The 23,591-nt window shown below is 64.8% G+C and carries 19 protein-coding genes; 9 read left to right on the top strand and 10 right to left on the bottom strand.

Going from position 1 to position 23,591, the window contains the following annotated elements; genetic code table 11:
• Nucleotides 1-28 precede the first annotated feature (28 nt).
• Entirely contained in the window at nt 29-3,565 is a 3,537-nt protein-coding gene (gene dnaE, locus A8G00_RS12745) for a DNA polymerase III subunit alpha (RefSeq protein WP_103000838.1), read from the top strand.
• Between the two features lie 82 nt (nt 3,566-3,647).
• On the opposite strand, the gene A8G00_RS12740 is transcribed toward dnaE, so the two are convergent.
• Nucleotides 3,648-4,715, bottom strand: coding sequence for a PA0069 family radical SAM protein (locus A8G00_RS12740; RefSeq protein ID WP_103000837.1), 1,068 nt, complete (start codon nt 4,713-4,715; stop codon nt 3,648-3,650).
• An 80-nt stretch (nt 4,716-4,795) separates the two neighbouring features.
• On the opposite strand from A8G00_RS12740, the gene A8G00_RS12735 reads away from it, so the two are divergent.
• On the top strand, nt 4,796-5,305 hold the full coding sequence (locus tag A8G00_RS12735) for a YbjN domain-containing protein (RefSeq protein ID WP_253257990.1): 510 nt from the start codon (nt 4,796-4,798) through the stop codon (nt 5,303-5,305).
• Nucleotides 5,306-5,327: 22 nt separating this feature from the next.
• Here the strand turns inward: A8G00_RS12735 and moaB are convergent, their stop codons facing one another.
• Genes moaB through A8G00_RS12720 form a run of 3 tightly spaced genes read right to left on the bottom strand, consistent with a single transcriptional unit; the run spans nt 5,328 to nt 8,367 of the window.
• A complete protein-coding gene (moaB, locus tag A8G00_RS12730) occupies nt 5,328-5,855 on the bottom strand; it encodes a molybdenum cofactor biosynthesis protein B (RefSeq protein ID WP_103000836.1) in 528 nt (175 codons plus the stop codon).
• Entirely contained in the window at nt 5,855-7,654 is a 1,800-nt protein-coding gene (locus A8G00_RS12725) for a lytic transglycosylase domain-containing protein (protein WP_103000835.1), read from the bottom strand. The genes moaB and A8G00_RS12725 overlap by 1 nt, the downstream gene beginning before the upstream one ends.
• The gene (locus A8G00_RS12720; protein ID WP_048577097.1) at nt 7,651-8,367 is read right to left on the bottom strand and encodes a uracil-DNA glycosylase family protein; all 717 of its coding nucleotides are present in this window, start codon (nt 8,365-8,367) and stop codon (nt 7,651-7,653) included. Before A8G00_RS12720 ends, A8G00_RS12725 begins: the two co-directional genes overlap by 4 nt.
• 128 nt (nt 8,368-8,495) lie before the next feature.
• On the opposite strand from A8G00_RS12720, the gene A8G00_RS12715 reads away from it, so the two are divergent.
• The 7 genes from A8G00_RS12715 (at nt 8,496) to A8G00_RS12685 (ending at nt 16,376) form a co-directional block, all read left to right on the top strand.
• Nucleotides 8,496-10,148 (top strand): electron transfer flavoprotein-ubiquinone oxidoreductase, encoded by a 1,653-nt coding sequence (locus A8G00_RS12715; protein WP_044662370.1) that lies wholly within the window; start codon nt 8,496-8,498, stop codon nt 10,146-10,148.
• A 31-nt stretch (nt 10,149-10,179) separates the two neighbouring features.
• Nucleotides 10,180-11,802 carry a tetratricopeptide repeat protein gene (locus A8G00_RS12710; RefSeq protein ID WP_103000834.1) on the top strand — a complete coding sequence of 541 codons (1,623 nt, stop codon included), beginning with the start codon at nt 10,180-10,182 and terminating at the stop codon, nt 11,800-11,802.
• Nucleotides 11,789-12,688 carry a 4-(cytidine 5'-diphospho)-2-C-methyl-D-erythritol kinase gene (locus A8G00_RS12705; RefSeq protein ID WP_103000833.1) on the top strand — a complete coding sequence of 300 codons (900 nt, stop codon included), beginning with the start codon at nt 11,789-11,791 and terminating at the stop codon, nt 12,686-12,688. The genes A8G00_RS12710 and A8G00_RS12705 overlap by 14 nt, the downstream gene beginning before the upstream one ends.
• On the top strand, nt 12,685-13,401 hold the full coding sequence (locus A8G00_RS12700) for an N-formylglutamate amidohydrolase (RefSeq protein WP_103000832.1): 717 nt from the start codon (nt 12,685-12,687) through the stop codon (nt 13,399-13,401). The genes A8G00_RS12705 and A8G00_RS12700 overlap by 4 nt, the downstream gene beginning before the upstream one ends.
• A gap of 121 nt (nt 13,402-13,522) precedes the next feature.
• Nucleotides 13,523-13,780, top strand: coding sequence for a hypothetical protein (locus A8G00_RS12695; RefSeq protein ID WP_253257989.1), 258 nt, complete (start codon nt 13,523-13,525; stop codon nt 13,778-13,780).
• Complete coding sequence (locus tag A8G00_RS12690; RefSeq protein WP_103000831.1) at nt 13,780-15,174, top strand: NAD(P)H-hydrate dehydratase; 1,395 nt, start codon at nt 13,780-13,782, stop codon at nt 15,172-15,174. Before A8G00_RS12695 ends, A8G00_RS12690 begins: the two co-directional genes overlap by 1 nt.
• Complete coding sequence (locus A8G00_RS12685) at nt 15,171-16,376, top strand: class I SAM-dependent RNA methyltransferase (RefSeq protein ID WP_103000830.1); 1,206 nt, start codon at nt 15,171-15,173, stop codon at nt 16,374-16,376. The genes A8G00_RS12690 and A8G00_RS12685 overlap by 4 nt, the downstream gene beginning before the upstream one ends.
• Before the next feature lie 74 nt (nt 16,377-16,450).
• On the opposite strand, the gene A8G00_RS12680 is transcribed toward A8G00_RS12685, so the two are convergent.
• The 6 genes from A8G00_RS12680 to A8G00_RS12655 all read right to left on the bottom strand — a co-directional run bounded on the left by A8G00_RS12680 (nt 16,451) and on the right by A8G00_RS12655 (nt 23,469).
• Nucleotides 16,451-17,644: a type III PLP-dependent enzyme gene (locus A8G00_RS12680; protein ID WP_048578614.1), complete on the bottom strand. Its 1,194-nt coding sequence runs from the start codon at nt 17,642-17,644 to the stop codon at nt 16,451-16,453.
• A 148-nt stretch (nt 17,645-17,792) separates the two neighbouring features.
• A complete protein-coding gene (locus A8G00_RS12675) occupies nt 17,793-18,965 on the bottom strand; it encodes a carboxynorspermidine decarboxylase (RefSeq protein ID WP_103000829.1) in 1,173 nt (390 codons plus the stop codon).
• A gap of 118 nt (nt 18,966-19,083) precedes the next feature.
• Nucleotides 19,084-20,289 carry a saccharopine dehydrogenase family protein gene (locus A8G00_RS12670; protein ID WP_025547389.1) on the bottom strand — a complete coding sequence of 402 codons (1,206 nt, stop codon included), beginning with the start codon at nt 20,287-20,289 and terminating at the stop codon, nt 19,084-19,086.
• A gap of 141 nt (nt 20,290-20,430) precedes the next feature.
• Nucleotides 20,431-20,781, bottom strand: a complete 351-nt coding sequence (locus tag A8G00_RS12665) for a GFA family protein (RefSeq protein ID WP_025547387.1) — start codon at nt 20,779-20,781, stop codon at nt 20,431-20,433.
• Between the two features lie 112 nt (nt 20,782-20,893).
• Complete coding sequence (locus A8G00_RS12660) at nt 20,894-22,477, bottom strand: cisplatin damage response ATP-dependent DNA ligase (RefSeq protein ID WP_025547386.1); 1,584 nt, start codon at nt 22,475-22,477, stop codon at nt 20,894-20,896.
• Nucleotides 22,477-23,469: a ligase-associated DNA damage response exonuclease gene (locus A8G00_RS12655; RefSeq protein ID WP_044662363.1), complete on the bottom strand. Its 993-nt coding sequence runs from the start codon at nt 23,467-23,469 to the stop codon at nt 22,477-22,479. Before A8G00_RS12655 ends, A8G00_RS12660 begins: the two co-directional genes overlap by 1 nt.
• Between the last annotated feature and the right edge of the window lie 122 nt (nt 23,470-23,591).

The raw sequence follows: 23,591 nt of genomic DNA, 5'->3' as shown, positions 1-23,591 counted from the left end.
GAATCGGTGGGAATGCCTAGATGAGGTCATGCCTCATGCCGGTTTCGTCCCCCTTCGCGTCTTTTCATCCTTCACCATGCTGGAGGGGGCGATCGACCCCAAGAAGATCGCGAAGCAGGCCAGGGCTCTGGGCTTTCCCGCTGCGGCCATCACCGACCGTAACGGCCTGTATGGCTCCATGGCCTTTTCCGACGCCTGCAAGGGGGAGGGGGTGCAGCCGATCATCGGCGCGATGATCGGCATTTCGCGCCCCGACCGGCCGGCCAATGCGGCGCCCGTGCACGACTGGATCGCCCTCTATGCGCAGGATGCGGTCGGCTATGACAATCTCTGTGCGCTGGTATCCATGGCGCATCTCGACCGGCCGGTCGAAGAGGTGCCGCATATCAGCCTAAACATGCTGGAGGGGCGGACCGATGGCCTGATCGCCTTGACCGCCGGAGGGGAAGGCGCGCTGGCGCGGCTCTTCGCCGAGGATCAGCCCGCTGCGGCGCTGGCCTATGCCAGTCGGCTGGAAGCGCTGTTTCCCGGAAGGCTCTATATCGAAATCTGCCGCCGTTTCGACCCCATCGAAGGGAAGGCGGAACCGGAACTGCTCGACCTTGCCTATGCCCGCGACCTGCCTCTGGTGGCGACCAACCCGACCTGCTTTGCCGAGCCGCATTTTCACGAAGCGCATGACGTGATGCTCTGCATTGCCGACAGCGCCTATGTCGAGACGCCCGACCGTCGCACCAGTTCGCCGGACGCCTGGATGAAACCGGCGGCGGAGATGAGGCGCCTGTTCGAGGATTTGCCCGAAGCGCTCGCCAATACGCTGGTGGTCGCCCAGCGCTGCGCCATTGCCGCCCCCAAGCGCAAGCCCATCCTCCCCAGCCTGGCCGGCGACATAGAGGGCGAGGCGAAGATGCTGCGCGAGCAGGCGACGGCAGGGCTGGAAGCCCGGCTGGCCAAGGCCGGCATCACCGACGAGGAAGCGCGAAAGCCCTATTTCGACCGGCTGCAGTTCGAAACCGACATCATCATCCAGATGGGATTTCCGGGCTACTTCCTGATCGTGGCCGACTTCATCAAATGGGCGAAGGATCATGACATTCCGGTGGGGCCGGGACGCGGTTCGGGCGCTGGATCGGTCGTCGCCTGGGCGCTGACGATCACCGATCTGGACCCGCTGCAACTGGGATTGCTGTTCGAGCGCTTCCTGAATCCGGAACGCGTCTCCATGCCGGACTTCGACATCGACTTCTGCGAAACGCGGCGAGGCGAGGTGATCCGCTACGTCCAGCAGAAATATGGCACGGACCATGTCGCGCAGATCATCACCTTCGGAAAGCTGAAGGCGCGCGCCGTCCTGAAGGACACGGGCCGCGTCCTGCAGATGAGCTATGGGCAGGTCGACCGCCTGGCCAAGCTGGTGCCCAACCATCCGACCGATCCCTGGACGCTGGAACGCTCGCTGAACGGCGTGGCGGAGTTCAGGGCGGAATATGACAATGACGCGCAGGTCAGGCGGCTGATCGACTATGCGATGAAGCTGGAGGGCTTTCCGCGCCATAGCTCCACCCATGCGGCGGGCGTGGTGATCGGCGACAGGCCGCTGTCGCAACTGGTGCCGCTCTATCGCGATCCGCGCTCCGACATGCCGGTGACGCAGTTCGACATGAAATATGTCGAGGGCGCGGGGCTGGTGAAGTTCGACTTCCTTGGCCTCAAGACGCTGTCCGTCTTGCAGAAGGCGGTGCAACTGCTTGCGGGCCGGGGGGTGGAGGTCGACCTCAATTCGCTCGGCTGGGACGATCCGGCAGTCTATGAACTGCTCCAGCGGGGCGATACGGTCGGCGTGTTCCAGTTGGAATCGGAGGGCATGCGCAAGACGCTGGCCGCCGTGCGTCCAACCAATTTCGGGGACATCATCGCGCTGGTGTCGCTCTACCGCCCCGGGCCGATGGATAACATCCCGATGTTCGGCCGTCGCAAGAACGGTCAGGAAGAAATTGAATATCCACATATATTGCTGAAACCGATCCTGGAAGAGACCTATGGCATCTTCGTCTATCAGGAACAGGTGATGCAGGCCGCGCAGATATTGGCGGGCTATTCGCTGGGCGATGCCGACCTTCTGCGCCGCGCCATGGGCAAGAAGATCAAGGCGGAGATGGATGCGCAACGCGCCCGCTTCGTCGAGGGGTGCGCGAACAGCGGCATCGCGGCGGGCAAGGCGAACGAACTGTTCGACTTGATCGACAAGTTCGCGGGCTATGGCTTCAACAAGTCGCACGCCGCCGCCTATGCTCTGCTCGCCTATCAGACCGCCTGGCTGAAGGCGCATTATCCGGCGGAATTCTATGCCGCGTCCATGGCCTTCGACATCCACCTGACGGACAAGCTGACCGTGTTCGTGGACGACATGCGGCGCATGGGGCTGAGCTGCCTGGCGCCGGACATCAACCGCAGCCTGGCGGATTTTTCGGTCGAGCCGGTCCAATATGAAGGCGACGACCCGCGCCTGGGCTTTGCCGTACGCTATGCGCTGGGCGGGCTGAAAGGCGTGGGCGAGAAGGCGATGGAACAGCTTGTGGCCGAGCGGGAGGTTGGCGGCCCGTTCAAGTCGCTGGACGATTTTGCCGACCGGATCGAGCCGCGTCTGCTCAACCGGCGGCAATTGGAAAGCCTGGCGGCGGCTGGCGCCTTCGACGGCGTGCATGCCGACCGGGCCGGTGTCCATGCAGCGGCGGAAACGATCCTCAGCGTCGCCTCCAGCGCTGCGGAGGCAAGGGAAAGCGGTCAGGGCGGCCTGTTCGGAGATGTGGAAACGCCGCATGCGGATGTCCGCATCCCGCCGCACCAGACCTGGTCGACGGCGGACCGCATGGCGCAGGAAAAGGATGCCTTCGGCTTCTATTTCTCCGCGCATCCGGTGGACCGCTACCGCCATCTGGCAGAGGCGCGCGGCGCGAAAAGCTATGGCGCGATTTGCGCCGAACCGGTGGCGGAGGGCGGACGTGCCACCGGCGTGATGGCGGCCATGGTTGAGGATGTGCGCTGGCGTGAAACCAAGCGCGGTGCGCGCTATGCCGCCGCAACATTCTCCGACAGCAGCGGTCAGTTTCAGGCAAGCTGCTTCGATGAGGATGCCTGCAAGGCTATCGAAGATATGGCGCGCGAAGGCGATTGCGCGTTGCTGATGGTTGAACTGGACCGCTTGCCGGGCGAAGAAACGCCGCGGGTGACAGTCCGCGGGGTGGAGCCTTTCCGCCAATTGGCCAATAGTTCCCGCATGGAACTGGTGGTCGATGTGAGCGATGCAGCCGCAATCGGGACGTTGGCGCAGCTTCTGGCGCGCGCGAAGGGAGGACGGAGCGAAGTCTTCCTGCGTGCGCCCGTGGGGGGAGGCAAGGCGGCGCGGCTGTTCCTGGGCGACGATTATCTGATCGGTGCGGACCAGGTCGACAGCATCGCGACGATTGCCGGCCTGCGCATTGGGTCGTTCGAACGGATGGAAGCCAAAGCGGACGGCTATCGCGCACGCAATCGGCGTTCGGGCTTGCGCTTGGTGGCGGGTTGAGCTTCCTCCGGTCAAGGACAGCTTGCCCTCACCGTCGCCATGTTCAAAGCTGGTCTCACCGCTCGATTTGAAGCCTGAACCCCTAGAATAGGCTCATCTGGTCACCCTCCGGCCTTCGGAACAGATCGGTGCGCAGAGTCACCCGTTCTCCAGTGAAGCCCGCCCGTTTCCGTGCCTTTTGGAAACGCGTGCGGATCAGGTCGGCCCATACTCCCTGCCCGCGCATCCGGCTGCCGAAATTCGCGTCATTGTCGCGACCGCCCCTTATGTCATGGATGATCGCCATCACCTTGGCCGCGCGGTCGGGATAATGTTCTTCCAGCCAGGCGCGGAACAGCGGGGCGACTTCATGCGGCAGGCGGACGGGAATATAGCTGGCGTCCCGTGCGCCAGCCGATGCGACGCGAGCGACAATATCCTCTATCTCATGATCGGTGATAGCGGGAACGATGGGCGATATGCTGGCGACGACCGGTATGCCCGCATCCGCCAACCGCCGGATCGCCTCCACCCGGCGAAGCGGATGCGGCGCGCGCGGTTCCAGCGTTCTGGCCGTGGCGGGATTCAGCGAGGTCACCGAAATCATCACCGCGACCAGCCCTTCCCGCGCCATGCAGGTCAGCAGGTCGATGTCGCGCAATATCCTGTCGGATTTGGTCGTGATATAGACCGGATGACGGCATTCCCATAATATTTCAAGGCATTGTCTGGTGATCCTCCAGTCCCGTTCGATCGGCTGATAGGGATCGGTATTGGTGCCCATCGCGATCGGGTTGACCTGATGGGATTTCTTGGAAAGCTCCTTGCGAAGCAACGTTGCCGCGTCGGGCTTGGCAAACAGCCGGGTTTCGAAATCCAGGCCGGGCGACAGGTCGTGATAGGCATGGGTCGGACGGGCGAAGCAATAGATGCAGCCATGTTCGCAGCCCCGATAGGCGTTGATCGACTGGCTGAAGGCAATGTCGGGAGAGTTGTTGCGGCTGATGATGGTTCGAGGGCGTTCTACCGTCACCTCCGTACGCCGCCGCGGCGGGACGCCGTCAATGTCGGTCAGGGCATCCAGCCAATCGCCGTCGGCCGTTCGTTCGGGCATGTTGAAACGCCGGCTTTCGCCGTTTACCGTCGCACCTCTGCCTTTCTCAACCGCCATCTTCTAATTAGAACATAAAGGGAACATGTTGACAAGGCCGTATCCGCCGGTTCATCTGAAGCCCATTCGAAAAGGGGGACATGATGCGGAAGATCATCGCCGCGGCAGGCTTGTGGATGGCTCTGGCAACGCCCGGCCTGGCTGCCGACACTGGGGCCTGCGGTGCGGGCCTGATATGCGCGAGCGATCCGCAAACCGTGGTGCAGGCGCTTCAGGCCGCCGGATACAAGGCGCTGTTGGGCAAGAGCAAGCAGACCGGCAATCCGAAGATCGAAAGCGCGGCGAGCGGCTATGATTACTCGATCTTCTTCTATGAATGCGAGCAGACGCGGCATTGCGGATCGCTGCAATTTCAGGTGAGCTTTGAGGATGACGGCGGCAATACGCCGGAGCTTGCCAATAAATGGAACAAGGACAAGAGGTTCGCGCAGATGTCCGTCTGGGACGACGGATCGCTAGCGGTCGCCTATGACGTGACGACCGTCGGCGGGCTTAACCAGAAGAATTTCGCGGATGTGATCGACTGGTGGACGGTCATGCTGGGTGAGGCCAGCAAATTCTTCAAGGAAAACCCTGCGCCGACCAAATGAGGCCGCAAATTGTGGCGATGTCTCAGCGTTCGGTCAGGCGCGGCATGAGTTCCACGAAATTGCAGGGCCGGAAACGACTGTCGAGTTGGCTGACGAGGATGCCGTCCCAGGCATCCTTCACCGCGCCCGTCGATCCAGGCAGCGCGAAGATATAGGTGCCCCCTGCGACGCAGGCGGTCGCCCGCGACTGGATGGTGGACGTGCCGATGCTTTGATAGCTGAGCCAGCGGAACAACTCTCCAAAGCCCGGAATTTCCTTGTCCTGCACCTGCGCCAGAGCCTCCGGGGTGACGTCGCGGCCCGTGACTCCCGTTCCGCCTGTCGTGATGATGCAGTCGATCTGCGGATCGTCGATCCAGGCATGCAGACGCGCGACGATGGCCGAGCGTTCGTCCCGCTCGATATGACGGTCGGCCAGGACATGGCCGGCGGCGGCAATGCGATCCGCCAGAATGTCGCCCGACCTGTCGTCGGCGGCCGTGCGGCTGTCCGACACTGTCAGCAATGCAATCCGAACCGGCAGGAAGGGCCGGCCTTCGTCGATCGGCATCAGTCGGAACCGCCGGCAATGCTGGCGGCGATGTTTGCGCTGGCCATCGGCTTCCTGGGAGCCAGGCGGACCAGGCGCGTGCCCTTCGTTCCCGGAAAGGTCGGCCAAAGTCCCTGCGCCATGCCGGCCAGCGATTCCGCACTGCCCTTCGCCTGGATCTGATACATCCAATAGTTGCGCATCACGATGTTCACATAGGCGCGCGTTTCGTAATAGGGCAGGGATTCGATGAACAGCAGCGGGTCGCCATTGTCCTTCACTTCGCTGTTCCAACGCTCGACGGGCATCGGCCCGGCATTATAGGCGGCCATCACCTTGGGCAGCAGCCCGCCGGTCGCGCCCATGTCGCGCAGATTTTCGAGGTAGCGCTGGCCATATTCCATATTGGTCGACGGCACGAACAGTTGATCGGACGCGGAAAGCCCCATCAGGCTGCCCGTGCTGGGCAGCACCTGCATCAGTCCGCGCGCGCCTGCGCTGCTCACGACATCCCGGCGGAAACCGGATTCCTGGAGCGCATGGGCATAGATCAGCGCCGGGTCGACCCGCCATCCACCATCCGGCCGCCAATCGGGCGCGGGGAAGCGCGCGAAACTGCCCGGCTGCTTGCCCGCAGGACCGTTATGAGCGAGCCAGAGCTGGGTTTCCGGCAGGCTCAGCGCGCCCGCCAGCCGGATCAGCGCATCATATTGGCTGGTCCCGCCGATCTTCGCCTGATAGCGCAGGATCTGGTCCGCTCGTGCCGTTTCACCAATGGCTGACAGGGTGACGGCTGCCCGCACATTAGGGCTGTCCTTAAGCTGCTGCCATTCGGTGGCGCCGAAGCGAGGTGCGGCAGGCGCGCCGCCCAGCGGCACGGCCAGCGTTTCGCGGGCCAGCAGACCGTAGAAGCTCTCTTCCGAGCGCGCAGCGGTCTTCAGCAGGGCTTCGACCCGCTCCGGTTCTCCGCACACCATATAGGCGCGCGCCGCCCAATAGGCGCCTGCTGCGCGCATGTCGCTATTGCCGGCCAGCGCCGCGACATTGCCGAAAGCGGGCGCAGCGGCCCGGCAGTCATTCTGGCGCCAGGCCGCAAGGCCGGTGGTCCAATAGGCCTGAACAGCCCAATCGCCGCCGCTCCGGCCTCCAAGGGCCTTCGCCGCCATGCGCCGGGCGTTGGCGTCGTCGCTTTCGATATAATAGGCCCAGGCGATGCGCTGCCGCACTTCGGTCAGGCCCTCCGGCGTCAGCCCCGCCTCACCGGTGGAAAGCAGGGCTTCGGCGCCGGCCGGATCGTCATTCTTGATGAAGGGCTGGATTTGACCGACCAGTGCCTGAGCCAGCGCATCGGTCTTCACCGCCGACACATATTCGCGGCGGGGCGCGCCACCCAGCCAGACCATCTTCTGCACCTGGGGCAGGGTGGGCAGGATCGTGGCGCCACGCTTCTGCGCCAGCCGGGAAAGCTGATCGGCCTTGTCCAGCCATGGCGCCTTGTTGATGAGGTCGAGCAGTTCGAACAGCTCGACCCTGGGGGAATTCCTTGCGAGGTAGAGTTCGGCCAGGGCGACCGGGCGGAAAGCGTCCTGCGCGTCCAGCGCGCCGATCATCGCCTTCGCATCCATCCATTTCTGGTCCCGCAAGGCGGCGTAAATGGCGCTGTACCGGCCCTTGTCGGCCTCGCTCAGCTGGAGAGGCGATGAGGGCAATTCCCTGGCAATCGCGGGAACAGTAACCGCCGTGTCGGCGTTTGCCGGCATGGCCGTCGCGGCGAAAGCCAGCGCTGCCAGGCATGATGAAAGGGTGGTTGCGCGAATCACTCAGTCATTTCCTCGATCAGACCTTGCAGCACACGCCAACATTCTGCCTTTGCTGCGGGTTGGCCAAGCAGCAAACGCGGGTGAAATGTGGCGAAGGCGGGTAAGGTGCCGCCATCATGGTTAAAATTCCGTAAACCTGTCTCCGGCGTTGGCAGAAGGGTGCGGATCGTTCGGTCGCCCAACAACAATAATCTTCGGGGGGAGGCAAGCATCACATGTGTGCGCATGCGCGCGGCGGCCGCCGCCAGGTCCGACGCCTCCACCATCGCGCCCGGCGGACGGGACAGGAAGAGCGACCCGAGATGGATGTCCTGCCGCTTGAGGCCGATCGTCCGCAACATGGCATCGAACAATTGACCCGCACGCTCGCTGAGCAGGGCTCCTGCCCCGATGTCTGCGGGATCGGGCATGTCGGTGATGACCATGAGAGGTGCGTTGACAGGCCCTGCGGGCATGAGCGCGGCGCCCGGCCAGCGCCGCTCCGGCTGGGCGGCATCCTCCGCAAGCCAGGTCAGGAAGGAGTCGAAAGACTGGGGCTTCGCCTGGGCGGGAGCATCGTCGGGCGCGGCGATCCGCGTTCGCGGCGGCTCCTGAACGGGACGCAACCAGTTGGTCGGTTCCTCCCCGATGGCGCAATCCACGCCGGCCAGCCTCCACCACGCCATATAGGCATTGGCGGTCTCCGCCAGATTTTCCTGCAATAATCCCCGCATCGATTGTCTTGGGCCAGAGGTTGACGCCGTGGTCAAGTTTCTTCATCGCGCTCAGTGGCAAAACGTTTGGGTAGCGCGGCGACCGGATCAGGAAGGAAAACCGGCGGCGTCGACGAAATGGAGGGAATATGAGCGAACGGGATTCGATGCCCTATGACATCGTCATCGTCGGCGGGGGACCGGCGGGGCTGTCTTCGGCCATCAGGCTGAAGCAACTCGCGAACGAGGCTGGGCAGGAATTGTCGGTTTGCGTGCTGGAAAAGGGCTCGGAAATCGGCGCCCATATCCTGTCGGGCGCGGTGGTCGATCCCAAGGCGCTGGATGAGTTGTTCCCCGAATGGCGCGACATGGGCTGCCCGATGGCCGAAGTGCCAGTGACGGACAATCAGCACTGGTTCCTCAGCAAGGGCGGCAAGATGAGCATGCCGCACATCATGACGCCGGGCTGGATGCACAACAAGGGCACCTATACCGGATCGCTGGGCAATCTCTGCCGCTGGCTGGCCGAACAGGCCGAGGGGCTGGGCGTGGAAATCTTCCCCGGCTTCGCGGCGGCGGAAATCCTCTACAATGAGGACGGGTCGGTGAAGGGCGTCGCGACCGGCGACATGGGTATCGACCGGGAGGGCAATCGCAAGCCTGACTATCAGCCTGGGCTGGAACTGCATGCGCGCTACACCTTCTTTGCGGAGGGCGCGCGGGGCCATCTCACCAAGATATTGAAGCGCCAGTTCGCGCTCGATGCCGACAGCGAGCCGCAGGTCTATGGCCTGGGCATGAAGGAATTGTGGGACATCGATCCCGCCAAGCACAAGCCCGGCCTCGTCATCCATACCCAGGGCTGGCCGCTGACCGACGCCTATGGCGGCGGCTTCCTCTACCATCAGGCCAATGGGCAGGTGGCGCTGGGCTTCGTCGTGGGGCTGGGCTATCGCAACCCCTATCTCTACCCGTTCGAGGAATTCCAGCGCTGGAAGCAGCATCCGGAGATCCGCAAATATCTGGAGGGCGGCCGTCGCGTCTCCTATGGCGCGCGGGCGATCAACGAGGGCGGCTGGCAGTCGATCCCCAAGCTCGCCTTCCCGGGCGGCGCGTTGATCGGTTGCTCGGCGGGCTTCGTCAACGTGCCCCGCATCAAGGGCACGCATACCGCGATGAAATCGGGCATGCTGGCGGCGGAGGCGGCCTTCGCTGCGATCCGGGCCGAACGGTCGAGCGATGTGCTGGACGATTATGAGGCCAATCTGCGGTCGAGCTGGATCGCGACCGAACTGCAACTGGTCAAGAATGCCGAGCCGCTGCTGTCGAAGTTCGGCAACACCATCGGCACGGTGCTGGCGGGCATCGACATGTGGATGCGCACGCTGAAGATCGGCCTGCCCTTCACGATGAAGCACAAGCCCGATGCGGAGAAGCTGTGGCGCAAGGACGTGTCGAGGAAGATCGATTATCCCAAGCCCGATGGCGTGATCAGCTTCGACCGGCTGTCGTCGGTGTTCCTCAGCAACACCAATCATGAAGAGGATCAGCCGGTCCATCTCCAGCTCAAGGACCCGTCCATCCCGATTTCCTACAACCTGCCCCTTTATGACGAGCCGGCGCAACGCTATTGTCCGGCGGGCGTCTATGAAGTGGTCGGACTGGAAGAAGGCGAACCCCGCTTCCAGATCAATGCGCAGAACTGCGTCCACTGCAAGACGTGCGACATCAAGGACCCGACCCAGAACATCAACTGGGTGGTGCCCGAGGGCGGTGGAGGACCGAACTATCCGAACATGTAGGCGCCTACCTCAACAGGCATTTGCTGCAATCATGCTGGTGCTGCCCGCCGCGGCGGGCGCATCGGTGGACCCCGGCAGCGCATTGCATGCCTATATGCGGGGGCGCCTGGCCGATGACGACGGCGCTCCCGGTCTTGCGCTGACCAGCTACCGGCAAGCGCTGGCGGGCGATCCCGCCAGCCTGGAGGTTGCCCGCCGATCCTATTTCCAGGCGGTGATCAGCGGCGATATGGCGCTGGCGCTGCGCTCCGCCGCCGTGCTGGAAAGCGACGGCATCCTGCCGCGCGACGGCACCCTGCTCCAGATCGCGGACGCGCTGAACCGGAAGGATTGGGCAGGTGCAAGGCTGATCGTCGACCGCATGGTGGCGGAAGGCAATTTCGCCTTTCTGGCGCCGATCATGCGCAGCTGGATTTCGGTGGGGGAGGGGCGCTATGCGGCGCCCGTCATCGATCCCACGGATCGTTTCGCCTCCCTCGCGAAACGTTATCTGGACGAACATCTGGCGCTGCAGGCGCTGCGTAACGGCGACCTTCAGACTGCCCGGCCATCAATCAACCAGGCGCTTGCATTGCGGACCGCAGAGGCGGACGAACTGCGGCTGCTCTTCGCCGGACAATTGGCGGCGCGGGGCGCCAGGGCGGATGCGCTGGTGCTTCTGCCCGAAACCCACGCCAATTTCGCGCAGGCCCGCGAGGATATTGCCAGGGGCAAGGCGCTTTCGTTCCATGGCAAGGCCCTGACGGCGGGGCAGGGGTTCGCCCGGCTGCTTACCCGGCTGGCCGCCGACATATCCTCGGACGGCAGCACGGGGTCGCTGGGGATCAGGCTAGCGCGCATCGCCGCCTTTGCCGATCCTGCCGGGGCCGCGCCCCGCATCGTCGCCGCCGATTTGCTGAGCCGGGGCGGTTATGCGGCCTATGCGGTCGAGGAAGCCCGCAAGGTCCCCGGAGCCGGCTGGTACGGCGCGCTGGGGCAGGCCGAACTGGTCGAGGCATTGGCGGCGGCGGGCCAGCGGCCGGAGGCAGTCACCCTTGCCCATGCGCTCGCAGCCGTCCCCAATGCGGAGCCCGAACGCCATGTCCGGCTGGGTCAGTTGCTGATGCAGGAAAAGGATTACCGGGCGGCCGCATCGGCCTTCCGCGCGGCGCAGGCCGGTTATTCGGGCGATGCCGTTCCCTGGGCGCTGCTGCTGTTCGAAGGCAGCGCGTTGGAACAGGGCGCGCAATGGGACCAAGCGCGGGCCGTGCTGGAGCGGGCGGCCAAGCTGGCGCCGAACGAACCCGCCATACTCAATTATCTGGGCTATGCGCAGATCGAGCGGCGGCAGAACATGGATGCGGCGCTGGAATTGCTGAAGAAGGCGAGCGCGCTGAAGCCGCAGGATGCATCGATCACCGACTCCCTGGGCTGGGCGCAGTTCGTGACCGGCGACATCGATGCCGCCGTGCCGATATTGGAGCGGGCAGCGGCGGGCGCGCCCTCAGACGCGACCATCAACGAACATCTGGGCGATGCGCTCTGGGCAGCCGGACGACGATATGAGGCGCGCTATGCCTGGCGCGCCGCGGCCGTCTTTGCTGAGGGAGAGACGGCGCAGCGACTGGCCGCCAAGACCAGAGAGGGGATGAAGCCGGAATATGCCGCACGTTGAAGCGGAGGATGTCGCCGCCCGCCCCGTGGACGCGGGCGAACTGGTCGAAACCGCCTTTGCCAAGATCAATCTGGCGCTCCATGTCCGGGGCAAGCGGGCAGACGGCTATCATGCGCTGGAGAGCCTGTTCGTCTTCACCGAGTTGGGCGACAGGCTGACGGGCCGCATCCGCGCGGACGGAGAAATCAGGCTGGAGATGGATGGCCCGTTCGGCCCCTTGCTGGATGGCGGCCCGGACAATCTGGTGGTGAAGGCCGCCCGCGCGTTGCAGGCCCATCTGGGGGGAAGTCCCGGCGCCGATCTGAGGCTGACCAAGATATTGCCTGTCGCCTCGGGCATTGGCGGCGGTTCCGCCGATGCCGCGGCTGCGCTGCGTTTGCTGACCAGGCTCTGGAATGCGCCGATGGCTCCGCAGGCTCTGGAGCGCATCGCCCTTTCATTGGGATCGGACGTTCCCGCCTGCATCGGCAGCATCCCGCAAATGGTGCGTGGACGCGGCGAGCTATTGCAGCCTCAGGCTGTCGAAGGCCTGACCGCCATGCCGATCCTGCTCGTCAATCCCGGCGTCGCCCTGTCGACCACGGAAGTCTTCGGACTTTGGGATCGACTGGACCGGGGTCCGCTTGCGGCAGAGGGGCTGGAACAGTTGATCATCGAGGGGCGCAACGACCTGGAGCAGGCCGCCACGGCGGCAGCGCCGGTCGTCGCGGATGTACTGGCGGCGCTGGGAGCCTGCGCCGGAGCGCGCCTTGTCCGCATGTCCGGGTCGGGCGCGACCTGCTTCGCCCTCTTCGATAGGGATCGGCAGATGGCGGAGGCGGCGGCGGCCTTGCGCGCTGGTCGGAACGGATGGTGGGTCGCGGAAACGAGGATCAGGGCGGCATGAGCGAGGCTTTCACACAGATCGATGGAGGCGACCTCAACATCCTGATCATTGCCGATCATGCCTCGGCGCATGTTCCGGCGGACATCGACCTGGGGATCGATGCCGCCTTGCTGAGCGATCATATCGCCATAGACATCGGCGTGGCGGAGGTCAGCGCGCTGCTGGCGCGGCAACTGGGCTGCACGGCGGTGCTCGGCGGCGTTTCGCGCCTCGTCATCGACCTCAACCGGGAAGAGGATGCACCCGGCCTGCTGCCCGTCATGAGCGATGGCCATGCCATTGCGGGAAACCGCCATGCCGACCTCGCCGACCGGATGATGCGGTTCCACCACCCCTATCATCATCATGTCGCGCGGCTGCTGGACGGCATGGCTTCGCCGTTCATCCTGTCCGTCCACAGCTTCACGCCGCGCCTCGCCAGCGATCCCGATCAGAAGCGGCCCTGGGACATCGGCGTGCTCTACAACCAGGATGACAGGGCCGCGCGGATCGCCATTCCCATGTTGGAGGCGGCTGGGCTCAAGGTGGGTGACCAGCTGCCCTATTCGGGCAAGGCGCTGAACGCCACGATGAACCGCCATGCGGAGAGGAACGGCATTCCCTATCTGGGCATAGAGATGCGGCAGGATCTGGTCGGCGATGAGGAAGGGCAAAGGCGATTTGCCGCAATATTGGCTCCGGTGGTTCTCGAATGCCGCAGCCGGCTCGCATGACGGGCAGCGGGCAGGAATGATGAAATCCCGCTCGTTGATGCATGATGCGCTCCTGTGTCTGGCGCTGGCGGGATGCAGCCCTCGCCCGGAGTCCGGCGAACTTGCGGGGAAAGGGCGGGAAATGATTTTCTGCGCAATCGGACCAGGCGCGGAGTGGAGCGAGGATTGTGCGGTCGAGCGGGATGGGAATATGCTGACGGTGCGCCATGCGGACGGCGGCTTCCGGCGCTTCCGGATAGTCCATGACGGACGCGGAATCGCGCCGGCGGACGGGGCGGAACAGGCCAGTATTCAGGTCGCCGGCAAGGGGGCAATCGCGTTGAGCGTCGGGCAGGACCGCTATCGCCTTCCCGCCCGCTTCTCCGAAGGGAAGAAATGATGCGGATGCATGCGATCCTGACGGCGGCCGAGATGCGGCGGGCGGAGCAGGCGGTGATCGCAGCCGGCATCGCTGAATATATGCTGATGGAGCGCGCGGGGGCCGCCGCTGCGGAGATCATCTGGCGGGCAGGTGGAAAGCGTGATTTGCTGGTCCTCTGCGGTCCCGGCAATAATGGCGGCGACGGCTTCGTGATCGCGCGGCTCCTTCGGGCGCGAGGCGTGCCGGTGCGCGTCGCCGCCCTTGGCGAAAGCCGAACGGATTCCAGCATGAAGGCGCGGGAGGCATGGGGTGGCCCCGTCGAAGCTTTCCTGGACGCGGCGCCGGCGACGCAGATCGTGGACGCGCTGTTCGGGACCGGCCTCTCTCGTGGGCTGGACGGGGCGATCGCGGCGAAGCTGCGCGCCCTTACCGAACAGGCGAGCTTCAGCTATGCCGTGGACCTGCCGAGCGGCGTGCAGACGGATAGGGGCGAACTGCTTTCCGATGTGCCTGACATGGGCGTCTGCATTGCCCTGGGTGCGCTAAAGCCGGCGCATATGTTGCAACCGGCCGCAGGATGCTGGCGGCGGCTGGTTTGCGCCGACATCGGCATTGACGCCTCCGGCGCGAAGATTCACCGGCTGGCGCCGCCGCAGTTGCATCCGCCGGCGCCCGACGCGCATAAATATAGCCGGGGGTTGGTCGCCGTGGTTGGCGGCGAAATGGCGGGCGCCGGACTGCTCGCCAGCCAGGCCGCGGCACTTGCGGGATCGGGCATGGTTCGGCATCTGGTGCAGGGTTCGGTGCACATGGGGCCGGGCGCCATCGTCACGCAGCAGGCCGACAAGGCGGGGGATGTGGCGCGTTCTCTGAACGACGATCGGGTCAGGGCCATATTGGTAGGGCCGGGCCTGGGACGTGGGAGCGAGGCTTCGGATCGGTTGAAAGCCGCGCTTGCCGCCGGGCATCCGCTTGTTCTGGACGCCGATGCGCTGGTCTTGCTGGGGGAAGAGGGGGTGGACGCCATTCCGCAGGGCTCGGTCTTGACGCCCCATGAAGGCGAATTTGTCCGCCTGTTCGGAAATCTGCCGGGCAGCAAGGTGGAGCGGGCGCTGGAGGCGGCGAAGCGGACGCGCGCGACGCTGATCTACAAGGGAAGCGACAGCATTGTCGCCTCGCCGGATGGGCGCGCTGTCCTTTCGCCGCCGGGTTCATCCTGGCTGTCGACGGCGGGGACGGGCGATGTTCTGGCGGGGCTGGTGGCTGCTCGGCTCGCTGTCACGGGGGACGGATTCCAGGCGGCATGTGAAGCGCTGTGGCTGCATGGAGAGGCGGCGAGGCGGGCGGGCGCGGCGTTCATCGCGGACGATTTGCTTGCGGAGCTGCCAGCGGCTATCGCCTCCCGCCTGTGACCGACCCTGATACCGACATCATCGTCCGCATCGCCGCGAAGGGCGATGGCGTGACCGCCCTTGGCCGCCATGTTCCGTTGACCGCGCCTGGAGACAGGATCGCGGCGGACGGCGGCATATTGCGGGGGCCGCATCATGTCGACGCGCCATGCGTTCACTTTCCGACCTGCGGCGGATGCGAGTTGCAGCATATCGACGATGCGAGCTACGCGGAGTTCGTGACGGCGCGCGTTGCAGGAGCCTTGGCAGGGCAGGGCGTGGAACCCGGCATGCTTCTGCCGCCGCATATCTCGCCGCCGAAGGTCCGTCGCCGTGCATCGCTGCGCGCAAGCAGACAGGGGCGGAAGGTCGTCATCGGCTTTGCCGAATCGGGCAGCCATATGCTGGTCGATCTCGCGATGTGCGAGATCCTCGATCCCCGGCTGTTCGCGCTGGTGGCGCCGCTGAGGAGCCTGTGCGCGGTCATCCTGCCCGAGAAGCGCGCTGCGCATGTCCGCATGTCGCTGACCGATCAGGGCGTCGATCTTTTGCTGGAGGGCGTGCGGATCGAGGGGCTTGCCGCAGACGAGGCGCTTCTGACTTTTGCGCGGGACCATGGGCTGGCTCGACTGACCATCGATGAAGGGGACGGTCCGCAGACGCGGTGGGAACCGGAGCCGGTCACGGTCAGCTTCGGCGGCGTGCCGGTTGCCTTTCCGCCCTTCGCTTTTCTTCAGGCGACACCCGATGGCGAAGCCGCGCTGGTGCGGGAAGCGCAGGCCGCCATGCCGGCGGAGGGCGCCGTTGCGGATCTCTTTTGCGGGCTTGGCACATTCGCCCTGGCTTTGGGGGATGGGCGGCCCGTCTATGCGGCGGAGGCGGCGCGTGATCTTGTCCTATCCCTCAAATCGGCGGCGAATAAGGCGCGGCGGCGCATGGTGGCGGATCATCGCGATCTGTTCAGGCGACCGCTGACGCCTGCGGAGATTGACCGGTTCGCGGGGATTGTCATCGATCCTCCGCGCGCAGGGGCGCGCGAGCAGGTGATGCAGCTCGCCGCATCGCGGGTGCCGGTGATCGCCTATATTTCGTGCAACCCTGCCAGTTTCGCGCGGGATGCCGCGCATCTGATCGCCGGCGGCTATCGGCTGGAGCGGGTTCGGCCGGTGGGGCAGTTCCGCTGGTCCACCCATGTGGAACTGGTCGGCATCTTCCGGCGCTGAGAGATTAGCCCCTCGCCGCGGGGGAGTGCGGCGAGGGGCCTTGCATCCTCTCCTCAAGGGGGAGGCCCAAGCCTCTACCCCAGCTTGATGACAGTTGCGCGACGGCGGACCGGAACCGCATCGACATAGAGGCTGGCCATCGGCTCATCCTCCACCTCCACCACGGCTTCAGATGTGAAGCCGTTGAAGCCGGTGCGCATCGCGGCGCCATAGGCGCCGAGCATCCCGATTTCGATATAGTCGCCCGCCTGCACGTCGTCCGGCAGCATGAAGGGGCCGACCATATGGTCCATGTCGTCGCAGGTGGGGCCATAGAAGGAGAAGCCGGTCAGTTCCGCCTCGCTCTCTTCCTCGCGCAGCAGGGCCACAGGGAAGCGCCAGCCGATATGCGCCGCGTCGAACAGTGCGCCATAGGCGCCGTCGTTGATATAGAGTTCCGTGCCGCGACGGCGTTCGACGCGCACGACGACCGAACTGTATTCGGCGGAAAGGGCGCGGCCGGGCTCGCACCATAGTTCGGCCGAATAGCTGATCGGCAGGCTCTCGAAACCGCGGTGAATCGCGTCGAAATAATTTTCGAGCGCGACCGGCTCCATGCCCGGATAGATGGAGGGGAAGCCGCCGCCGACATCGATGATGTCGACCGTGACAGCCGCGTCGACAATGGCGGCGCGCACGCGTTCGATGGCGTCGCTATAGGCCTGCGGGCTCATCGCCTGGCTGCCGACATGGAAGCAGATGCCCAGAGCATCGGCCGCCTGGCGGGTCGCCATCAGCAGTTCGCGGGTCTCGCCCAGTTCGGCGCCGAATTTGGACGCAAGGCTGAGTTCCGAATGTTCGGAGGAAACGCGCAGGCGCACGCACAGCTCAAGGTCGGTCGCATCATTCGTGGCGCGCATGATCTTCGCAAGCTCGTCCAGCGTGTCGAGCGAGAAGGTGCGCACGCCATGGACGTGATAGGCCTCTGCAATCGCTTCCTCGGCCTTGACCGGGTGCATGAAGCAAAGCTTGCCCTCGCCCTGCAGCGTCTCCGCCACCAGGCGCACCTCCGCGATGGACGCCACGTCGAAATGCGTGATGCCGGAAGCGAAGAGGGTGCGGATCAGATCGGGAGACGGATTCGCCTTGACTGCATAGAGCGAGCGTCCCGGAAACTTCTCAGAGAAGAATCGGGCGGCCCGGGCCGCAGCTTGGGGACGGATCAGCGTTACCGGTGCTGCCGGTTTGAGGGCGGTCGCTACCCCCAGCGCGCTATGATGCTTGTGCAACTCAAGGGACCTCCAGGGTAGTCGTTGGCAAAGAAGCTGCCTTGCGGTGGAAGTCCCATGGGGCAGCGGAAGGGCGATATATGCGGCAGGGGTCCCCCTGTAAAGCGCATGCGTAAATTTTGTTGCGCGACCGGCTATGAAATGTGCGTCAGGAGAGACGGGACTTGAAATCCTGGTAGGAAAACTCGCGGATTTGCTTGAGTTCGTCGGTTTCCGAGTTCCACAGCCAGATGGCCGGCAGCGGCACGCCGTTGAATGTGTTGGTCTTTACCATCGAATAATGGGCCTGATCGAGGAAGGCGATCCGCCGCCCCGGAGTCGCACCGCCGGGGACTCGATAGTCCCCTATGATGTCCCCGGCGAGGCAGGATGGACCACCGAGTCGGGTGACGGGGCCGTCCGCTTCCTCATGCAGCATGGCCGGGCGGTAGGGCGCCTCGATCACGTCGGGCATGTGGCAGGTGGCGGAGATGTCGGTGATCGCCACGGGCATGCCGTTGTCGATCACGTCGAGGATTTCACCGACCAATATGCCCGCGTCCAGCGCCATCGCCTCGCCCGGCTCGATATAGAGTTGGAGGCCGGTTTGCGCCTTTATCGCCCGGAGGAAGGCGATCAGGTCGTCGATCTGGTAATCCGCGCGCGTGACATGATGTCCGCCGCCGAAGTTCAGCCATTTGAGGCGGCCGACATGGGGCATGACGCGGGATTCGATGGCGGCCCAGGTACGCTGAAGCGGCAGGAAATCCTGTTCGCACAGATTGTGGATGTGGAGGCCGTCGACGCCCTCCAGATGTTCGGGGCACAGCTGGTCGATGGGAAAGCCGAGGCGGCTGTGCGGTTGGGACGGGTCATATTTGGGCACCTCCCCCTCCGCATGGAGGGGATTGAGGCGCAGGCCGATGTCGAAGTTCACACCGTTCATCCGGGCATCGTCGATGACCGGGCGCAGGCGCGCGATCTGGCCGGGGCTGTTGAAGATGACATGGTCTGAAATCCTAAGGATTTCGGCCAGATCTTCAGGCTTGTAGGCGGCGCAATAGGTGGCGACTTCGCCGCGATATTCTTCCCGGCCGAGGCGCGCTTCATATATGCCGGAGGCGCAGACGCCGTCGAGATATTCGCCGATCACGCCCCCAAGCGACCACATGGAGAAGGCCTTGAGCGCGCCCAGCACCCTGATCCCCGCGCGGTCGCGGATGTCGCGCAGGACCGACAGGTTGCGGCGCACCGCGGCCTCGTCCACCACGAAGGCGGGCGAAGGGACGCGGCGCAGGTCGAAATGGGCGAAGGCGGCGGGATCGCCGGCTTTGGTTTCCATCGGTTCATCCACGCCGCCCTGAGCCTGTTGAGGTGCGGCTTACTTTGAAGAAAAGTAAGGGGCTTCGACAGGCTCAGCCCGAACGGCGTCAGGAACGAAGCTTTTTTAGAAATCCAGTTTAGAAATCCAGCGGCGCGGGCAGTTCCTTCACCTGCCAGGGCAGGCCGTGCCGGTTCAGCATGTCCATGAAGGGATCGGGATCGAACTGTTCGATGTTGAACACGCCTTCACCCCGCCATGCGCCGGTCAGCATCAGCGCCGCGCCGATCATCGCGGGGACGCCGGTGGTGTAGCTGACCGCCTGGTTGCCGGTTTCCGCATAGGCGTCCTCATGGTCGCAGACATTATAGACATAGACCGTCTTCTGGCTTCCATCCTTGAGGCCGGTGGCGATGTCGCCGATATTGGTCTTGCCCCTGGTGGTCGAACCCAGGCTGGACGGTTCGGGCAGCACGGCCTTCAGGAACTGGAGCGGGATGATTTCCTGCCCATTGTACATCACGGGATCGATGCGCGTCATGCCGACATTCTGGAGCACTTCCAGATGCTTGAGATAAGCGTCGCCAAAGGTCATCCAGAAACGGATGCGCTTGATTTCGGGGTAGAATTTGGCGAGCGATTCCAGTTCCTCATGATACATGAGGTACATGTTCTTCTGCCCCACCTGGTCGAAATCGAAGACCTGCTTGTGTTTCAGCGCCGGGCCCTCCACCCACTTGCCGCCTTCCCAGTGGCGCGAGGGTGCGGTGACTTCGCGGATGTTGATTTCCGGGTTGAAGTTGGTGGCGAAATGCTGGCCATGGTCGCCGCCATTGCAGTCGAGTATGTCGAGCGTGTCGATCCGGTCGAGCAGATGCTTCCTGATGTAGCTGGCGAAGACGCTGGTGACGCCGGGGTCGAAGCCCGAGCCCAGCAGCGCCATGATGCCGGCTTCCTTGAAGCGCTCCTGATAGGCCCATTGCCAGCTATATTCGAACTTCGCCGTGTCGCGCGGTTCGTAATTGGCGGTGTCCAGATAGTCGGTTTTGGTCGCGAGGCAGGCGTCCATGATCGCCAGGTCCTGATAGGGCAGGGCAAGGTTCACGACCAGTTTCGGCTGCACCCTTTCGATGAGGGCGACGGTTTCGGCGACATTGTCGGCGTCGACCTGCGCCACGTCGATGGTGACGCCGGTGCGGGCCTTCACCGATTCGGCCACCTTCTCGCAGGAGACGATGCGGCGGCTGGCGAGTGTGATATGGCTGAAAATGTCAGAGTTCATCGCCATTTTGTGAACCGCGACAGACCCGACGCCACCCGCACCAATGACCAGAACCTTGCTCAATTCAACTGCTCCATAGCTGTGCCGCGCGATCCGCGCGAAAGCGCCCATATAGGGAGTTGGCGTTACAGCGCAAAGTCAGTCTGTCGAGAGGGAGCCCGGTCAGCCCCCCCCCGCACGCCATGGGCTGAATATCGACCCGTCCTAGAAACTCGCCCCATCCACCTTGCTGATCCTGAGCGCGTCGAGATCGACGGAGGGAACGCAGCGCAGGTTGATGGCCTGCATGGCCGAGCCATCGGGGCCCTGGCCCTGCGCGAAGGCCTGCGTGCCGCAGTCGGTGCAGAACTGGTGCGTGATCCTGTGCCTGTAGAATTGATAGTCGCTCAGCTTGTCCGCGCCGCTGTCGAGGGTGAACTGGTCCGCGGGGACGAAGGTCAGCATGAAGCCCTTGCGGCGGCAGTGGGAGCAGTTGCAGGTCATCGCCTCGCCGGGCGCATCGGCGGCTACGGTGAAGGTGACGGCGCCGCAATGGCAGCTTCCGGTGTAGGGCATTGGAATCTCCTTTTTTGGAGAGCCTAGAGGCATTGGGACTGGAAGGGAATTGGGGGAATCGGGTGATTTTCCGCCATAGGCCCGTCCCCTTCGGGTTCAGGCGCGTCGCGCGTCAGTTCACCAACCGTCTTAATCCCTCCACCGTATCCGCCTCATGCGCAGGCTTGTCCTTCCGGATGCGCGCGATCCGGGGGAAGCGCATGGCCAGCCCCGATTTATGCCGCTTGCTTTCGTGGATGCTGTCGAAGGCGACCTCCAGCACCAGCGACTTTTCCACCTCCCGCACCGGGCCGAAGCGGTTGACCGTGTTGGTCCGCACGAAGCGGTCGAGCCATTTCAGTTCCTCGTCGGTGAAGCCGCTATAGGCTTTGCCGACGGGCAGCAGTTCGCCGTCCGCCGTCCAGCAGCCGAAGGTATAGTCGGAATAGAAGGAGGAGCGTTTGCCATGGCCCCGCTGCGCGTACATCATCACGCAGTCGGCGGTCAGCGGATCGCGTTTCCATTTATACCAGAGCGCGGCCTTGCGCCCCGCGACATAGGGGCTGTCGCGGCGCTTGAGCATCACGCCCTCGATCGCGGCGTCGCGGGCGCCGGCGCGTATTTCCGCCAGGCTGTCGAAATCGGGTGCTTCGATGAGGGCCGAGATGTCGAAGCGGTGCGGGTCCAGCTGGGGCACGGTGGCTTCGAGGCGGAGGCGGCGCTGTTCCCAAGGGAGCGGCCGAAGGTCCTCCTCCGCGTCGAGCAATATGTCGTAGAGGCGGACGAAGGCGGGATAATCGTCCATCATCTTCGCCGTCACCGCCTTGCGGCCGAGGCGTTGCTGGAGGGCGTTGAAGCTGGCAGCCTCTCCGCCCTGAAACTCCCCTTTCACGAGCAGTTCTCCGTCCAGCACCGCATGATGGCGGAAGGCTTCGGCTATGTCGGGGAAGCTGCCGGTGATGTCGTCTCCGGCGCGGCTGTAGAGGCGGGTCTGCGCGCCCGTGCCGACGATCTGGATGCGGATGCCGTCCCATTTCCATTCGGCGGCATAGTCGGAAAGGTCGACGCTTTCGGCCTCCAGCGGATGGGCGAGCATGAAGGGGCGGAAGAAGGGCGTGCCGGCGGGATCCGGGCGGTCCGACCTGCCCTCCGCCCAGGCGAACAGGTCGGCATAGGGTGGGGCCAGTGCGTGCCAGCATTCCTCGACATCGTCGACGTCGAGCCCGAAGGCCTGGGCGAAGCCGGTCTTGGCGAGCCGGGCGGAGATGCCGACGCGCAGGCCGCCGGTTGCGAGCTTCAGCAGGGCGAAGCGGCCGGAGGCGTCGAGATGGTCCATCATCCGGGCCAGGGTCGTCGGGGCGGCGGCGCGGCTGGTGGCGTGGAGGCGGTCGACTATGGCGGATAGGGTGAGGGAGCCGTCGTCCACCTCCGGCGGCTGGTCCTCCGCCTTGGGCCAGAGGAGGGCCACGGTTTCGGCGAGGTCGCCCACATAGTCCCGGCTCATTTCGAAAAGGACCGGATCGACGCGGGCGCGGGTCATTTCCGCTATGGTGGAAGCCTTGACCGCTTTCAGGTCGAGATTGCCGGTGAGGGCGGCGAGCGCCCAGCCCCGGTCCGGGTCGGGGGCGCTGCGCATGTAGCTGGCGATAAGGTCCAGCTTGCCGTTGCGGGAGCGGGTGTAGACGAGGCCGTCGAGAAGCCGGGAGAAGGCGCGCATCAGCCTTCATCCTCGTCTTCGCGGCCCACCAGGGCGAGGGCGCGGGCGCGCATCTGGTGGGTCATGCACCAGTGGAGCAGGGCTTCCTCCCGCCCGTGGGTGATCCAGGTTTCCGACGGGGCCACCTCGCGGATGGTGTCGGTCAGCTCGTCCCAGTCGGCATGGTCGGAGATGATGAGCGGAAGTTCGACATTGCGCTGGCGGGCGCGCTGGCGGACGCGCATCCAGCCCGACGCCATGGCGGTGATCGGGTCGGGCAGGCGGCGGCTCCAGCGGTCGTTGAGGGCGGATGGGGGCGAGACGACGATGCGGCCGCGCATGTCCCCGGCGGGGAGGCCGGTCGCCGGGCGCAGCTCTCCCAGGGCGACGCCGAATTGTTCGTAGAGCGCGCACATCCTCTCCAGCGCGCCATGGATGTGGATGGGGTCGTGATGACCCCTGGCGCGCAGTTCGCAGATCAGGCGCTGCGCCTTGCCCAGGGCGTAGGCGCCGACCAGGACGCAGCGGTCGGGATGGGCGTGCAGGGCGGCGAGCAGGCGGTCGACCTCGCTGCCCGTGTCGGGATGGCGGAAGACCGGCAGGCCGAATGTGGCTTCGGTGACGAAGATGTCGCAGGGGACGGGTTCGAAGGCTTTGCAGGTGGGATCGGGGCGGCGCTTGTAGTCGCCGGTGACGACCACCCGCTCGCCAGCGTGGGACAGCAGGATCTGGGCGGAACCGAGGACATGGCCGGCGGGCACATAGCTGATCGTGACTCCGTTCATGCGGATTTCTTCGCCATAGGGCACCGCCGTGCCCGACGCGGTGCCGTAGCGCAGGGCCATGATCGCCAGCGTTTCCTCCGTCGCCCAGACATGGCCGTGGCCGCCGCGCGCATGATCGGCATGGCCATGGGTGACGAGCGCGCGTTCCCGCGGGACGGAGGGATCGATCCAGGCATCGGCCGGGCGGACATAGATGCCGGTGGGGTGGGGTTCGATCCAGTGAGGCATTGCTGTGGAAGAAGGTGGAATGCGCCGCTTGGTTCCGCAAGGGCCTTCATATTGCCGTAACCCGATCGTCATGGGTACGACATGCCGTTGCCCTATGCGCCGCCGGACGACCGGCAGCGAGG

The sequence above is a fragment of the Sphingobium sp. SA916 genome (assembly GCF_002894065.1).
Lineage (GTDB): Bacteria > Pseudomonadota > Alphaproteobacteria > Sphingomonadales > Sphingomonadaceae > Sphingobium > Sphingobium fuliginis.
Note: the sequence above shows the minus strand (reverse complement) of the source record. Positions and strands in the feature narration are given on the sequence as shown.